Annotated in this window: 13 protein-coding genes; 5 read left to right on the forward strand and 8 right to left on the reverse strand. The window is 66.9% G+C overall.

Annotation, left to right across the window (positions count from 1 at the left end; genetic code table 11):
- Positions 1 to 58 precede the first annotated feature (58 nt).
- Positions 59 to 655: a superoxide dismutase gene (locus DFO45_RS14345; RefSeq protein WP_012171577.1), complete on the forward strand. Its 597-nt coding sequence runs from the start codon at positions 59 to 61 to the stop codon at positions 653 to 655.
- 344 nt (positions 656 to 999) lie between these two features.
- Entirely contained in the window at positions 1,000 to 2,634 is a 1,635-nt protein-coding gene (locus DFO45_RS14350; protein ID WP_245518099.1) for a glycosyltransferase family 39 protein, read from the forward strand.
- A 153-nt stretch (positions 2,635 to 2,787) separates the two neighbouring features.
- Here the strand turns inward: DFO45_RS14350 and DFO45_RS14355 are convergent, their stop codons facing one another.
- The 5 genes from DFO45_RS14355 to DFO45_RS14375 all read right to left on the reverse strand — a co-directional run bounded on the left by DFO45_RS14355 (position 2,788) and on the right by DFO45_RS14375 (position 9,145).
- Positions 2,788 to 4,176, reverse strand: a complete 1,389-nt coding sequence (locus tag DFO45_RS14355; RefSeq protein ID WP_133865408.1) for an esterase-like activity of phytase family protein — start codon at positions 4,174 to 4,176, stop codon at positions 2,788 to 2,790.
- Between the two features lie 141 nt (positions 4,177 to 4,317).
- Positions 4,318 to 5,301: a zinc transporter ZntB gene (locus DFO45_RS14360; RefSeq protein WP_133865409.1), complete on the reverse strand. Its 984-nt coding sequence runs from the start codon at positions 5,299 to 5,301 to the stop codon at positions 4,318 to 4,320.
- A gap of 133 nt (positions 5,302 to 5,434) precedes the next feature.
- Positions 5,435 to 6,814, reverse strand: coding sequence for a dipeptidase (locus DFO45_RS14365; RefSeq protein ID WP_133865410.1), 1,380 nt, complete (start codon positions 6,812 to 6,814; stop codon positions 5,435 to 5,437).
- A 175-nt stretch (positions 6,815 to 6,989) separates the two neighbouring features.
- Positions 6,990 to 7,424, reverse strand: coding sequence for a hypothetical protein (locus tag DFO45_RS14370; protein WP_043879458.1), 435 nt, complete (start codon positions 7,422 to 7,424; stop codon positions 6,990 to 6,992).
- A 155-nt stretch (positions 7,425 to 7,579) separates the two neighbouring features.
- Positions 7,580 to 9,145 carry a helicase HerA-like domain-containing protein gene (locus DFO45_RS14375; RefSeq protein WP_133865411.1) on the reverse strand — a complete coding sequence of 522 codons (1,566 nt, stop codon included), beginning with the start codon at positions 9,143 to 9,145 and terminating at the stop codon, positions 7,580 to 7,582.
- Positions 9,146 to 9,327: 182 nt separating this feature from the next.
- Between DFO45_RS14375 and DFO45_RS14380 the strand changes: the two genes are divergently transcribed.
- A complete protein-coding gene (locus DFO45_RS14380; RefSeq protein WP_133865412.1) occupies positions 9,328 to 9,705 on the forward strand; it encodes a hypothetical protein in 378 nt (125 codons plus the stop codon).
- A 78-nt stretch (positions 9,706 to 9,783) separates the two neighbouring features.
- Here DFO45_RS14380 and eno read toward each other — a convergent pair whose 3' ends face one another.
- Entirely contained in the window at positions 9,784 to 11,067 is a 1,284-nt protein-coding gene (eno, locus tag DFO45_RS14385; RefSeq protein ID WP_133865413.1) for a phosphopyruvate hydratase, read from the reverse strand.
- 239 nt (positions 11,068 to 11,306) lie between these two features.
- On the opposite strand from eno, the gene queF reads away from it, so the two are divergent.
- Both queF and DFO45_RS14395 read left to right on the forward strand, forming a co-directional pair.
- The gene (gene queF, locus DFO45_RS14390; protein ID WP_133865414.1) at positions 11,307 to 11,759 is read left to right on the forward strand and encodes a preQ(1) synthase; all 453 of its coding nucleotides are present in this window, start codon (positions 11,307 to 11,309) and stop codon (positions 11,757 to 11,759) included.
- 2 nt (positions 11,760 to 11,761) lie between these two features.
- A complete protein-coding gene (locus tag DFO45_RS14395) occupies positions 11,762 to 12,772 on the forward strand; it encodes a hypothetical protein (RefSeq protein ID WP_133865415.1) in 1,011 nt (336 codons plus the stop codon).
- Between the two features lie 265 nt (positions 12,773 to 13,037).
- Here the strand turns inward: DFO45_RS14395 and kdsA are convergent, their stop codons facing one another.
- Entirely contained in the window at positions 13,038 to 13,895 is an 858-nt protein-coding gene (gene kdsA / locus DFO45_RS14400) for a 3-deoxy-8-phosphooctulonate synthase (protein WP_133865416.1), read from the reverse strand.
- An 87-nt stretch (positions 13,896 to 13,982) separates the two neighbouring features.
- Positions 13,983 to 14,303 carry a quaternary ammonium compound efflux SMR transporter SugE gene (gene sugE, locus DFO45_RS14405; RefSeq protein ID WP_043879461.1) on the reverse strand — a complete coding sequence of 107 codons (321 nt, stop codon included), beginning with the start codon at positions 14,301 to 14,303 and terminating at the stop codon, positions 13,983 to 13,985.
- Positions 14,304 to 14,319 lie beyond the last annotated feature (16 nt).

The following is a 14,319-nucleotide window of genomic DNA, read 5'->3' on the forward strand; positions in this document are numbered from 1 at the left end:
GGACCTCAGGACGCCAGCGGCCCATCGACCCCAGCCGGATCGAACGCGGAGACCCCAGATGTCCTTCACGCTTCCCGACCTGCCTTATTCTTACGACGCCCTCGCGCCCTATATGTCGCGCGAAACCCTCGAATACCATCATGACAAGCACCATCTCGCTTACGTCAATAATGGCAACAATTTACTAAAGGGAACGGAATTCGAGGGAAAATCCCTCGAGGAGATCGTGAAGGGCTCGTTCGGCAAGAACGCCCCCCTCTTCAACAATGCCGGCCAGCACTACAACCACCTGCATTTCTGGCACTGGATGAAGCCGAACGGCGGCGGCGCCATTCCGGGCGAGCTTGAGAAGAAGATCGTCGAGGATTTCGGCTCGGTCGAGAAGTTCAAGGAAGACTTCATCGCCGCTGGCGTCGGCCAGTTCGGCTCGGGCTGGGCCTGGCTCGCGGTCAAGGACGGCAAGCTCTCCATCGCCAAGACCCCGAACGGCGAGAGCCCGCTGGTCTCCGGCGCCACGCCGATCCTCGGCGTCGACGTGTGGGAGCACTCCTATTACATCGATTATCGCAACCGCCGTCCGGACTACCTGAAGGCGTTCGTGGATCATCTCGTGAACTGGGAGTACGTGGCGGAGCTTTACGGCAAGGCCATCTGAACTCCATAGTTTACGATATATTTCGGGCCGGCATGCAAAACCGCGTGCCGGCCCTTTCTTTTGGGGCCTGCACATTCGCGTTACCATGCAACGCCGAAGATGTTCGCTGCCTAAACTTTGCCTTCGCGGACGCACACGTTTTAGGCGTAGCCGGTAAGACTTCCCGTTTTGGAGCGGAAGGTTAAGTATCATTCCACCCCGGTGCATAAATTTGTTGCAAATCCCTTACGCGTCGGGAATCAATCGGGTCTCACATTCATGTGAACGCGCGGTGCCGTCGAGGCGCCCTGCGGTGGACACGTTTTCAGGGCTGATACGTCTCGTTCGAGTTGGATTCCGCCTCCATGCGCACCGAAGTACCGCGTCCCAGTCGCTCCCCCGCTCACACCCCCGTGGATACCGTCGCGCTGCTGTTCCTGCTCGCGGTTGCCGCCGTGTCGCTTCTCACCTTCAAGGACTACGGTCTCGGGTGGGATGACTTCACGCATTCGCAGTACGGCAACCTGCTGCTGAAGTACTACAGCTCGGACTTCACCAACCAGCGGGTGTTCTCCTTCGTCAACCTCTACTATTACGGTGGTGGGTTCGACATGATCGCCGCCGGCATCGCCAAGCTGCTGCCCGTGGACGTGTTCAACGTCCGCCGCCTGCTGGGCGCCGCGTTCGGCCTCGCAGGCCTCGCCATCGTGTGGCGCACCGGCCGCCGGCTGTCCGGCCCGTGGGGCGGCCTTGCCGCCATGGTGCTGCTGGCCATCTGCCCGCTCTATTACGGGCACATGTTCATGAACGCGAAGGATGCCCCCTTCGCCGTCGCCATGGCTGCCCTGCTCTACTGCCTGGTACGCGCCCTCGACGAATATCCTTCGCCGACCCCGCGCACCGTGGCCTGGTTCGGCCTCAGCCTCGGCCTTGCCATCGGCACCCGCGTGCTGGGCGTGTTCGCCTCCACCTACTGCTTCGCCGCCGCAGCCTTCCTGCTCGCTTCCGAGAGCCGCTCGCTCGGCTTCAAGAGCGCGGCGCTGCGTCTGGCGCGCTTCACCGTGCTCCTCGCCATCGGCTTGCCCTTCGCCTACTTCGTGCTCGGCGTGGTGTGGCCCTGGGCGGTGGTGGAACCGCTCAATCCCATCCGCGCCCTCGAATATTATTCCCACTTCTGGGAAGTGCCGTGGCGCGAGATGTTCGACGGCCGCCCGGTGCTGGTGCCCGACATGCCGCGCACCTATGTGCCCGTGCTGTTCGGCATCCAGATGCCGGAACTCTTCCTCGCCTGCGTGGTCGGCGGCATCGCCGGAGCCGTGGTCCAGGCCTTCTACGGCACCGAACCGGCCAACAAGCGCGCCCGCTTCATCCTGCTGGTGGCGGCGGCGACGGTCCCCGTCCTCATCACGGTCGCCATGCGCCCGGTCATGTACAACGGCATCCGGCACTTCGTGTTCGTGACGCCGGCCATGGCCCTGCTCGGCGGCGCGGCGCTGGTGTGGCTGTTCCGCCTCCTCGCCAACGCGCCCCTAGTGGCGCGCGGTGCGGCGGCGGCCCTCGTCCTCGTGGGCTTCGGCATGCCGATGAAGGAGTTCGCCAGCCTCCACCCCTATCAGTACACCTACTACAACCATCTGGTGGGTGGCGTGCGTGGCGCGGACTCGCAGTTCATGCTCGATTACTGGGGCCTTGCCTTCAAGCAGGCGGCCGGACAGCTCGACGAATATGTGGACCTGCACCGCATGTCGCTGCCGCAGGGCCGCAAGTTCAAGGTGGCCGTCTGCGGCCCGCACAATGCGGCGGCGCAGGAGCTGGGCCCCCGCTTCGAGACCACCTACGAGACCAAGGACGCGGACTTCGCCCTCATGCTGGGTGAATTCTACTGCGCCAATGTCCCCGCGCCGGTGATCGGCAAGGTGGAACGCGAGGGCGTCACCTACGCCAAGGTCTATGACGTGCGTGGCCGCAGCTTCCCGAGCGTGTTCGCACGCGGGCAGTGACGTCGCCCCGACAGGGACAGGACCGCCAACAAAAAGAGCCGGAGGGCCTGCGCCCTCCGGCTCTTTTGTTTTCCGCCGCGGCGTCCCCCGGGCAACCCGACCGCAGAAGGCATGATGTCCGGGCGGCGCGCCTTGGCCCGCCGCCCGGAGCGATCACTTCGCCTTCAGCAGTTCGCCGACTTCCAGCAGGACGAACTCGTTGTCGTCCGCCTTGTTCGGGTCGCGACCGGCCGAAAACGGCAGGTTGTTGTCGTTGCCGACCACGATGTGGGTGGGGTCCACCATCACCACGTTCTCGATGGTGATGAAGGGGAAGTCGAGCATCCCGTCCTTGCCACCCTGCTTGGCCTTGCCGTTGGGGTCCTTCAGCGCCATCAGGTCGACATAGCCGACCTTGCGCACCAGCTGGCTGGCGGTCTCGGGGCTGAACTCCACCTTGTAGACGCGCTTGAACTGGGCGGTCTTGTCGAAGCAGTCGGAAGCGACCTTCCCCTCGGGGCAGCGCTTGGACGGCGTGCCCTCGGAGACGTCGTCGCGCTCGATGATAAGGCCGCTGGTGGCATCGATCATGTTGAAGTCGCCGATGGCATTGCCCGCGACGGAGAGCGGATACTTCCAGAAGCGGCCGGTCCACTCCTTCTTCTGCAGATCGAACTCGAGGATGCGCAGCACCTCGGCACCGTCCACCTTCTCCTTCTCACCCGTCTCCGGGTTGAGCACCGGGCCTTCCAGCAGCGCATAGAGCTTGGTGCCATCGGGCGAGAGAGCCATGCCCTCGAAGCCCTTGGAGCGCTGGATCTCGAACGCCACCTTGCGCGAGGGATTGGGCGGCGTGGTGATGGCCGGATTGTCCGGCGAGCGCACGACCTTGCCGTCCACCTTGGTGGCATAGACGCCCTTCACCTTGCCGGTGAGATCGGTCTCCACCAGGAACGGCCCCAGCTCCTCGCCGAACCATAGGCTGTCGCCCACCTTCTGGATGGACTCGATGTCGAAGTCCGAGCCGGTGAGATAGCGCTGGGGCGTGCCCTCGAAGGTGATCGGGAACGGCACCTTCTTGTCGGGATCGCGCAGGAACAGGGTTTCCTTGCGCTCGATGGTGCCCGCCTTGAAGTCCATGGCGAGGCGGTGAACCATCAGCATGGCGTCCGGCGAATTGAACTTCGAACCGAAGCCGTTGTCGGTGATGACGAGGAACGTGCCGTTGCCCTCGTTCACGATGCCGGAGAAGCCCTGCACGGCCTGGCCGGGGAACGGCATGGAGATGCCGGTGGCGCGCGGCGCATCCTTCGGCGACAGGAAGCTGACGCCGGGCACCGAGCCCACCTGATCGTTGCGGCTGCGATCAGGAGCGGTGAACTTGCCCGCGACCTTGAGGTCGGCCGGCGCATCCGCCGGGGGCTGGATGTAGGTGGCGGCCGGAAGGACGACATGTCCCTCGACGGTCGCGGGATAGGCGCGGGCCGTCTCCTCAGCCTTGAGGGACGTCGCGAGAGCCGTGCCGGCGAGCAGCACGGCCAGCGTGAGAGAGAAAGAACGCATGGGAAGCGCCTCCTGTTGGCGAGGCGTTCTTGACCCTGCGCGATGTCAGCCGGGCGACAGGGAAACGACAATCCCATGACGTAGCGTCCGGGCTACCTCCCCGCCGTCAGAACCACGTCGTGCAGGCTAAGGGACCGGCCCCTAGAACCACTTGAGGCGCCGGAACAGCGACACCATTCCGACGCCCATGACGATGAAGATGACAGTGATGGCCCAGAAGGCGGCGGGGTCGGTATTGCCCGGAATGCCGCCCACATTCATGCCGAACATGCCGGAGATCAGCGTCAGCGGCGCGAAGATGACGGTGACGGCGGCGAGCACCAGCATGGACTGGTTCATCTGCTCCGCCCGCCGGTCCACGATCTGCTCGCGGATGAGGATGGAGCGCTCGCGCACCGTGTCGAGTTCTTCCGAGAAGCGCGAGACGCGGTCGGCGGCATCGCGCAGGCGGTTGCGGTCCTTGGGGCCGATCCAGGGATCGTCCTCCAGCGAGAAGTGATTGAGCGCCTCCCGCTGCGGGGCGATGTGGCGGCGCAGCTTCATGGCCACCCGGCGCAGCACCAGCACGCGCGGCAGAACATCGCTGGGCGCCTGACGCTGGGCGTCGTCCTCCAGTTCGTCCGCCTCGTCGATCAGCATGGAGACGACGAGATCGAGCCGATAGACGAGGCGCGTGGCGAGTTCCGCCACCATCTCGCCCTGCGTGCGCGGCGCGCGGCGGCGGGAGATGGAGTCCACATAATCGGCGATGGCCGATATGGGCTGGTCCTGCACCGAGACGATGCGCTCGGAATCCACCCACATGGTGAGGGAGGCCATCTCCTCCGGCAGGGAATTGGGATGCAGATTCACGGCGCGCAGGATCAGCAGCGCGCCCTCCTCCAGCACCTGGCAGCGGGGACGCGTGTGCGTCTCCATCAATTCCTCGACGATATGGGAATCGATGCCGCTATGGGTGTGGAGCCACGTATCGCTGCGGTGGGGCAGCCGGCGGAAATGCAGCCAGATGAAGCCGCCCTCTTCCGGCCTGTGGGGATGCGGCTCATCGGCGGGAATGCGCCGGGCGCCCCCCTTGCCGTCGAACAGCCATACATCCAGCAAACCGTCCGAGTTCAGCGGCTTCACGCACATCCCTCCCCTGACGCCCGGTCCGGCCCGCTGGCAGTGCAGCGGGGCGGCCGAGGCTATCGCGTCTTCTCACTGACACGGAAGCGTTACAGTTCAAAGAAGGACGCAAGGGAAGGCGGTAAGGAACTCCTCAGGCAAGCGCGCTGAGCACCCGCACCCAGCTCCGCGTGCCCTTGTGGAAGCAGGTGAGGTCGTATTTCTCGTTCGGGGAATGCACGCGATCGTCATCGAGGCCGAAGCCGATGAGCAGCGTGTCCATGCCCAGCACGTTCTTGAACTGGCCGACGATGGGGATGGAGCCGCCCGAGCCGATGGCGACCGGCGTCGTGCCCCACTCCGCCTGAAGCGCCGTGCGCGCCTTGGCGAGGTCCGGGCTGTCCGGTGGCACGAGCACGGCGCGGCTCCCCTCGCTCTTGCCGAAGGTGACCTTGCAGTCCGCCGGCAGGCGCGCCTGCACGAAATCCTTGAAGGCCGCCGCGATCTTGGCCGGATCCTGATTCGCCACGAGGCGCATCGTCACCTTGGCCGTGGCGGTCGAGGGAATGATGGTCTTCGAGCCCTGCCCCTGATAGCCGCCATAGATGCCGTTCACCTCGAAGGTGGGGCGGGACTGGATCTGCTCGATCAGCGAGCGGTCGCTCTCGCCCGCCGCCACGGACAGGCCCACCGGGCCGAGGAAGGCCTCTGGCGTCAGACCGAGTGCGTTCCAGGCATCGCGCACCGCCTGCGGCATCTCGGCCACGTCGTCATAGAAGCCCGGAATGGTAATGTGGCCCGTGTCGTCATGCACCGCCGCGAGGATGCGGGCGAGGACGTGGATGGGATTGCGCGCCGCGCCGCCGAAGAGGCCGGAATGCAGGTCGCGATCGGCGCCGGTAATGGTGAGCTCGGTGTGCAGGATGCCACGCAGCGAGGTGGTGATCGCCGGTATCTGCGGGTCCCACATGCCGGTGTCGCAGACCAGCGCCACGTCGGCCTTCAGTTCTTCCGCGTTGGCGGTGAGGAAGGCCGGCAGGCTCGGGGAGCCGCACTCCTCCTCCCCTTCCAGCAGCACGGTCACGTCCACCGGCAGCTTGCCCTGCACGGTCTTCAACGCCCGCAGCGCCTCGAGGAAGGTGGACACCTGTCCCTTGTCGTCGCAGGCGCCGCGCGCATAGATCCGGGTCTTGCCATCGGTGCCGGTGGCGATGCGCGGCTCAAAGGGCGGGCTGTCCCAGAGGTCCAGCGGGTCCACCGGCTGCACGTCATAATGGCCGTAGAAGAGCACCCGGCGGGCGGCGCCCGTGTCGGTGCGGCCGATCACCACGGGATGGCCCGCCGTCTCGCGCACGGTGGCGGCGAGCCCGAGGTCGGTCAGCGCCTCGGCGGCGAAATCCGCCGCCTGCCGGCAGGCGGCAGCATAGGCCGGATCGGTGGAAATGCTGGGGATGCGCAGGAAATCGGAGAGCCGCGCCAGGGAGGCGTCGAGCCCGGCATCCACTGCGTTCAGAACATCATCCACACCGGCCATCGCCTTCTCCTCGCCTTCGCGCCACCGCTGATGGGCAGCGACTCATGGGGGCGAATGCTGGGCCGGTGCGGCACGGCTGACAAGGCGGCGCGGTACGCGGGCCCTCAACGAAAAAGCCCTGCCCTACGCCGATGGCGCGGGGCAGGGCTGAACGTCAGTCGAACTGATGCGCGGATCAGTTGGCGGCGACGGCCGGCGCGGCCTCTTCCGCCGGACGGGCGGCGATGGCCGGCTTGTTCATGCGGCGGGCGCGCTGAAGCACCGAGCCGATGCGGCGATAGAGCAGGCGCGGCAGCAGCGGCATGCCGACGGCGGCGTCATAGCCGGCGCGGCTGGCGATGCGGGCGAGCACGTTGGGCGCACCGTCCACCACGAGGACAGCCGGAACCGCGTCCGGCGAATCCCGGAACGGATTGTCCGGCACGTTTTCCGCGTCGTCGGCCTGGATCACAAGAACGTCATAAGCGTTCGCGCCACCTTCCAGTTCGGAAACCGTGGCGAATTCCGTCACAGAACCGACGCCGAGCGCGGTCAGGCCGACGCGCGTCGTCTCGCGACGATCGGCATTGGAATCGATGACGACAATGCGGGCAATGGGCAACACCTTCATGGGGCGCTCCTGATTGGAGGGCGCCGACGCGTGCCGGCACCTGGATTGAGCAGCTCCAGCCGAAAGAGACCCCGCAATCTCATCCGACTTTGGGAAAATCATACCGGGGGTCGTTCGGCCAATCAACCCGCTGACGAACAGACCCCCGAATCCGGTCAGCGGCTTCGGCCGCCGAGAATGCCCCGCAATATGGCTTTTCCGAGTTGGTTACCCACTTGCGACGCCAGCGAGCGCGCCACCGTTCTTACAACCAGCTCCGTCGTGGTCATGCGCGCGGAGCCTGTCCGGGGCACACGCGGGACGCCGCCCGGCGATCGTCCAACCGAACGGTCCGTGGGCTCGGGCCGGCTGTCCGGGGCGTGCTCGCGCGGCACATGGCCCCAGGGGCCGGACGGCGCGTCGGTCACCGGTCCGGAGGTCTGCGCCGCCGGCTCCGCCTCCTCGCGCAGCATCTCGAAGGCGGACCGGGGGTCTTCGGTCACGTCATAAAGCCCCCGCACAGGGCTGCGGGCGATCACCTCCGCCCGCTCCGCATCGGTGATGGCGCCCACCCGCGCGCTGGGCGGGGCGATCAAGGTGCGCTCCACCATGGTCGGCGTGCCCGCGCCCTCCAGCACGGAGACCAGCGCCTCGCCCTTGCCGAGTTCGGTGATGACCCGGGCCGTGTCGAGCTTCGGATTGGGGCGGAAGGTTTCCGCCGCCGCCCGGACCGCCTTCTGGTCGCGGGGCGTGAAGGCCCGCAGCGCATGCTGCACGCGGTTGCCGAGCTGGGCGAGCACGCTGTCCGGCACGTCCAGCGGGTTCTGCGTCACGAAATAGACGCCCACGCCCTTGGAGCGGATAAGGCGGACCACCTGTTCCACCTTCTCCAGCAGCGCCTTGGGCGCGGCATCGAACAATAGGTGCGCCTCGTCGAAGAAGAAGACGAGCTTGGGCTTGTCGAGATCGCCCACCTCGGGCAGGTCCTCGAACAGTTCGGAGAGCAGCCACAGCAGGAAGGTGGCGTAGAGGCGCGGGCTCCCCATGAGCTTGTCCGCAGCAAGCACGGAAATGGTGCCGTAGCCGGAGCGGTCCACCCGCATGAGATCGGAAATCTTGAGGTCGGGCTTGCCGAAGAAGCGATCCGCGCCCTGGTTCTCCAGCACCAGAAGCTGCCGCTGGATGGCACCCACGGTGGCGGCGGAGACGTTGCCATAGTCGCGCGTCAGCGTCTTGGCATTGTCGGCCACGAAGCCGATGACGGCACGCAAATCCTTCAGGTCATAGAGCCAGAGCCCGCGTTCATCCGCGAGGCGAAAGGCGATGTTGAGGACGCCTTCCTGCACCTCGTTCAGCTCCATGAGCTGGGCCAGCAGCAGCGGCCCCATCTCGGAGATGGTGGTGCGGACGGGATGGCCCTTCTCGCCGAACAGATCCCAGAAGATCACCGGGAAGCTGTCGGGGGTGTAGGTGATCCCCACCTCCTGCGCCCGCTTCAGCAGGAAGTCCTTTGGCTCTCCCGGCATCGCGATGCCCGAGAGGTCGCCTTTCACGTCGGCGGCGAAGACCGGTACGCCGGCGCGGGCAAAGCCTTCCGCCAGCACCTGAAGGGTCACGGTCTTGCCCGTGCCGGTGGCGCCGGTGACAAGCCCGTGCCGGTTGGCGAGCCGCAGGGCCAGTTCCTCGTCCTTGCCCGCCGCCGGGCTGTGTCCGACAAAGACCGTGCCCTCGTCCCGTGCCATGGCCGCTCCTCCCTTGACCTCACACCCATAGCGTCGCGCCGGGCACAAGGCCACGGGTGCGCACCCGCCTGACGCACCGTCTTGCCCCTGTTCGGCCCGCTCAGGCAAGGCCCCGGCCACGCTTGCAAGGCCCGGTCTTCACCGTCACCATGCCGCTCCCAGAGACGGCAGAAGAGACCTTCATGGAGACCCTCACCGACCGCCTCATGGCCCGCGTGGGCCTCAGCGAGGCACAGGCCAGATCGGCCGTCCGCGTGCTCTCGACCTTTCTCAGTACGGAAGCCCCGCCCCCGACCCGCGCGCGCCTGCATGCCGTTCTGCCCGACCTCGCGCCGGCCACCGGCAGCGGCGAGCCGGAGGCGGATGGGGACGGCACGAGCCATTTCGGCGGCATGGCCCGGCTGATGCGCGTCGCCGATCGGCTCATGGCCGAGGGCCTCAGCATGATCGAGGTGCAGGCCACGGTGCGCGAGGTGGTGGCCTATGCCCGCGAGACGGCGGGCGACGCCACGGTGGACGAAATCGTCACCGCCATTCCGGGCCTGCGCCACGCACTCTGAACCCTGTCCCATCCGCCAAAGAAAAAGGCCCCCGCGCTGGAGCGCGGAGGCCTCGTCATTCACGATCGGCCAGAAGGCTCAGGCGAAGGCCTTGAGCGCCGCCTTGCCGGCATATTTCGCCTGCGCGCCCAGTTCCTGCTCGATGCGCAGGAGCTGGTTGTACTTGGCGGTGCGGTCGGAGCGGGCGAGCGAGCCGGTCTTGATCTGACCGCAGTTCGTGGCCACCGCGAGATCGGCGATGGTGGAGTCCTCGGTCTCGCCCGAGCGGTGGGACATCACGGCGCGATAGCCGGACTTGTGGGCGAGTTCCACCGTCTCCAGCGTCTCGGTCAGCGAGCCGATCTGGTTCACCTTCACGAGGATGGCGTTGCCGGTGGATTCCTTGATGCCACGGCCGAGGCGCTCGACATTGGTCACGAACAGGTCGTCGCCCACCAGCTGGCACTTGGCGCCGATGGCGTCGGTGAGCTGCTTCCAGCCCGCCCAGTCGTCCTCGGACATGCCGTCCTCGATGGTGACGATCGGGTAGTTGCCGACCAGCTGCGCCAGATACTTCACCTGGGCGTCGATGTCGCGGACCTTGCCCTCGCCCTCATAGTGATAGGCGCCGTCCTTGAAGAATTCGGTGGCGGCGCAGTCGAGACCGAGGAACACGTCCTCGCCCGGCTTGAAGCCGGCCTTCTCGATGGCCTTCAGCACGAAATCGAGCGCCGCCTCGGCGGAGGCGAGGTTCGGGGCGAAGCCGCCCTCGTCGCCCACATTGGTGTTGTGGCCGGCGTCCTTCAGGCCCTTCTTCAGGGTGTGGAAGATCTCGGCGCCCCAGCGCAGGCCTTCCGCGAAGGTCGGCGCGCCGGCGGGCAGGATCATGAATTCCTGGAAGTCGATGGGATTGTCCGCATGCGCGCCGCCGTTGATGATGTTCATCATCGGCACCGGCAGGGTGCGGGCGTTCACGCCGCCCACATAACGATAGAGCGGCAGGTTGTTGGAGATGGCGGCCGCCTTGGCCACCGCCAGCGACACGCCGAGGATGGCGTTGGCGCCGAGGCGGGCCTTGTTGGGCGTACCGTCGAGTTCGATCATGACGGCGTCGATCTGCGCCTGCTCCTCGGCATCGAGGCCGCCGATGGCGTCGAAGATCTCGCCGTTCACCGCCTCGACCGCCTTCTCGACGCCCTTGCCGAGATAGCGGCCCTTGTCGCCGTCGCGCAGTTCCACCGCCTCATGGGCGCCCGTGGACGCGCCGGAGGGAACCGCCGCGCGACCGAGCGCGCCGTCTTCCAGCAGCACATCGACTTCCACCGTGGGGTTGCCGCGGCTGTCCAGGATTTCCCGGCCGACGATATCGACAATGGCGGTCATGGAGCGTCCTTCCCTTCCTCTGCCCAAAGCGTGACCCGCGCGGCGCGCGGATGCGAAACGGAGCGCTGCGCTTCTAGCCTGTCACGCCGCCGCTGGTAAGGGGTCATGGCGCGCGGCAGCCTTTCGCGCACAAGCCGGCAAATTGCGCTACAGTGCTCAAAAAAGGAGCGCGCTCAGCCGCTCCGCGTCAGGAAATGCCATCCAGGACCGCCGCTTCACGCCGCATCCAAGGACCGATGATGACCGAAGCCAAGCTCCAGCTCGGGCGCGAGACCGCCCTGCCGTCCTCACCCGAGGAGGCCGTGCTGGACCGCGTGCCCAATCCCCATCCCGACACCAATTACGTGGCCCGCTTCACGGCGCCCGAGTTCACCTCGCTGTGTCCCGTGACCGGCCAGCCGGACTTCGCCCATCTGGTGCTGGATTACGTACCGGACGTCTGGCTCGTGGAATCGAAGTCGCTCAAGCTCTATCTCGCCAGCTTCCGCAACCACGGCGCCTTCCATGAGGACTGCACGGTGGCCATCGGCAAGCGACTCGTGGAGTTGCTGAAGCCGCGCTTCTTCCGCATCGCCGGCTACTGGTATCCGCGCGGCGGTATTCCCATCGACGTGTTCTGGCAGACTGGCGAGCTCCCGCGCGGGGTCTGGCTGCCGGAAACCGGTGTCGCCCCCTATCGTGGGAGAGGCTGACGATGCCCAAGCTGATCATCACCAATGGCGACAGCGCCGTGGAGCGCCTGCGGGCGGGCGGCGTGAAGGGCCACCATCTGCCCTGGCGCGACATGCTGCATGACGGGCCGGTGCCGGACAGCCTCTCGCTGGCCGAGGTGGCGGACGCGCGCGCGGGCTTCCTTGCCGAGGCGCTCGGCCTCGACTTCGGCAGCGTGCGGGCCGATTTCGCCGAACGGGATGCGCAGCTTGAGATCCATATCGCCTTCAACGAGGTGCAGCTCTGGTTCGAGCACGACCTCTATGACCAACTCCAGCTGATCCAGCTCCTGCACTTCTTCGCCCGCGAGCCGGAACGGCTGGGGCTGAAGCTCGTGCAGGCGCAGGACTATCTCGGCACGCTGGAGGCCGACGACATCCGCACCCTCTCCCACTGCGCTTTGCCGGTGACGACGCTGCAACTGGAAGCCGGGCATGCGGCCTGGGAGGCCTTCACCGCGCCGACCCCTCGGGCGTTGGCGGGCCTTGCCGGCCGCGATCACCCCGTGCTGCCCCATCTCGGCGCCGCCCTGCAGCGGGCGCTGGAGGAGTTGCCCGCGCCCCGCAGCGGCCTGTCGCTGACCGAGGAACGCATCCTGCGCCAGCTCGCGGACGGGCCGAAGAAGGTGCATCAGGTCTTCGCCGCCGTGCAGGCCATGGACGAGGCACGCTTTCTGGCGGACATGCCTTTCTTCCTAAGGCTGGATGGCTTGGCCTTCGCCCACGAGCCGCTGATCGAGGGGCTGCCCTTCCGCGCCTCCGACTGCCGGCCGTTCGTGCCTTCAGAAGATGCACCGGCGCCGGAGGAAATGACCTACCGCGCCTTCGCCCGCGCGACCATCAAGCTGACGCCCACCGGCATCTCCGCCCTGCGTGGCCGCTTCGACCACGCCTCGGCCAATGCGGTGGACCGCTGGCTCGGCGGCACCCATCTCCAGCCCGGTGCCATGTGGCGCTACGACCGGGCGCGTCAGGTGCTGGTGGAGCCGAACTAAGCGGCATTTGGGGAGGAAGTCCTCCCCCAGCGCCCGCTTTGTACGTCGCACGAATTCCCTCCCCCCTTGCGGGGGAGGGCCAGGGAGGGGGGTAATGCCCTCTCCATTCTAACGACGCTTGCAACCGTGCGGGCCAATACCTCGCGGCATCTTCTGTCCGGCCGTTCTACCCCCCTCCCTACCCTCCCCCACAAGGGGGGAGGGACGCGAACGGCGAGCGCCGTTCATCAGGTCAGGATTTCAGAGAACCGGCGTCTTCGCCCGCTCAGATCGCCACCGGATGCGCCTTGGCCACGCGGTCGATCTGCTGCAGCAGCGCCACCAGCGGCTCCAGATCCTTCAGCGGCACCATGTTGGGGCCGTCGGAGGGGGCCTTGTCCGGGTCGGGATGGGTCTCGATGAAGACCGCCGCCACGCCCACCGCCACCGCGGCGCGGGCAAGCACCGGCACGAACTCGCGCTGGCCGCCGGAGGAGGCGCCCTTGCCGCCCGGCTGCTGCACCGAATGGGTGGCATCGAACACAACGGGCGCGCCCGTCTGGGCCATCACCGGCAGGCCCCGCATGTCGGAGACGAGGGTGTTGTAGCCGAAGGAGGCGCCGCGCTCGGTGAGCAGCACGCGCCCGTTGCCGGACTGGGTGAGCTTCGCCACCACATTCACCATGTCCCACGGCGCGAGGAACTGGCCTTTCTTCACATTCACCACCCGGCCTGTCCTGGCCGCCGCCACCAGAAGGTCGGTCTGGCGGCAGAGGAAGGCGGGAATCTGGAGCACGTCCACCACCTCGCCCACGGGGGCGCACTGGTCGATCTCGTGCACGTCGGTCAGCGTCGGCAGGCCGAAGCGTTCGCTGATCTCGGCAAACACTGGCAACGCCTTCTCAAGGCCCATGCCGCGCGCGGCATTCACCGAGGTGCGGTTCGCCTTGTCGAAGGAGGTCTTGTAGATGAGGCCGATGCCGAGCCGATCGGTGATCTCCTTCAGCGCGGCGGCGGTTTCCAGCGCGTGGTCACGGCTCTCCATCTGGCAGGGGCCGGCGATGAGGGCGAGCGGCAGACTGTTGCCGATGCGGACCTTGCCCGCCTCCACCACGGACTGGGGCTCAACGGCGGTCGCGCTCATGGTCTCTCCTCGGCGTCATCTGTGACGCGCTTCATAGCCAATGGCCCGGCGGCGGGAAACCTCCCGCCGCGCGGGGGATACATGCGTTCAATGGGGTGTCGCGAGCTTCAGCCCGACGATGCCGACGCCGATCAGCGCGATGGAGGCAAGGCGCAGCGCGTCGGAGGGTTCGCCGAAGACGATGATGCCGACCACCGTCGCGCCCACCATGCCGATGCCCGCCCAGACCGCATAAGCGGTGCCGATGGGCAGGTCTCGGGCCGCGACCGACAGCAGGAACAGGCTGAAGCCGGCGCAGACCAGCGTGAAGACCGAGGGCCACAGGCGGGTGAAGCCCTCGGCATATTTCAGGCCGATGGCCCAGCCTACTTCCATGAGGCCGGCCGCAAAAAGGATGATCCAGGCCACGAGACACTCCGTGGGA

Source organism: Azorhizobium sp. AG788, assembly GCF_004364705.1.
GTDB lineage: Bacteria > Pseudomonadota > Alphaproteobacteria > Rhizobiales > Xanthobacteraceae > Azorhizobium > Azorhizobium caulinodans.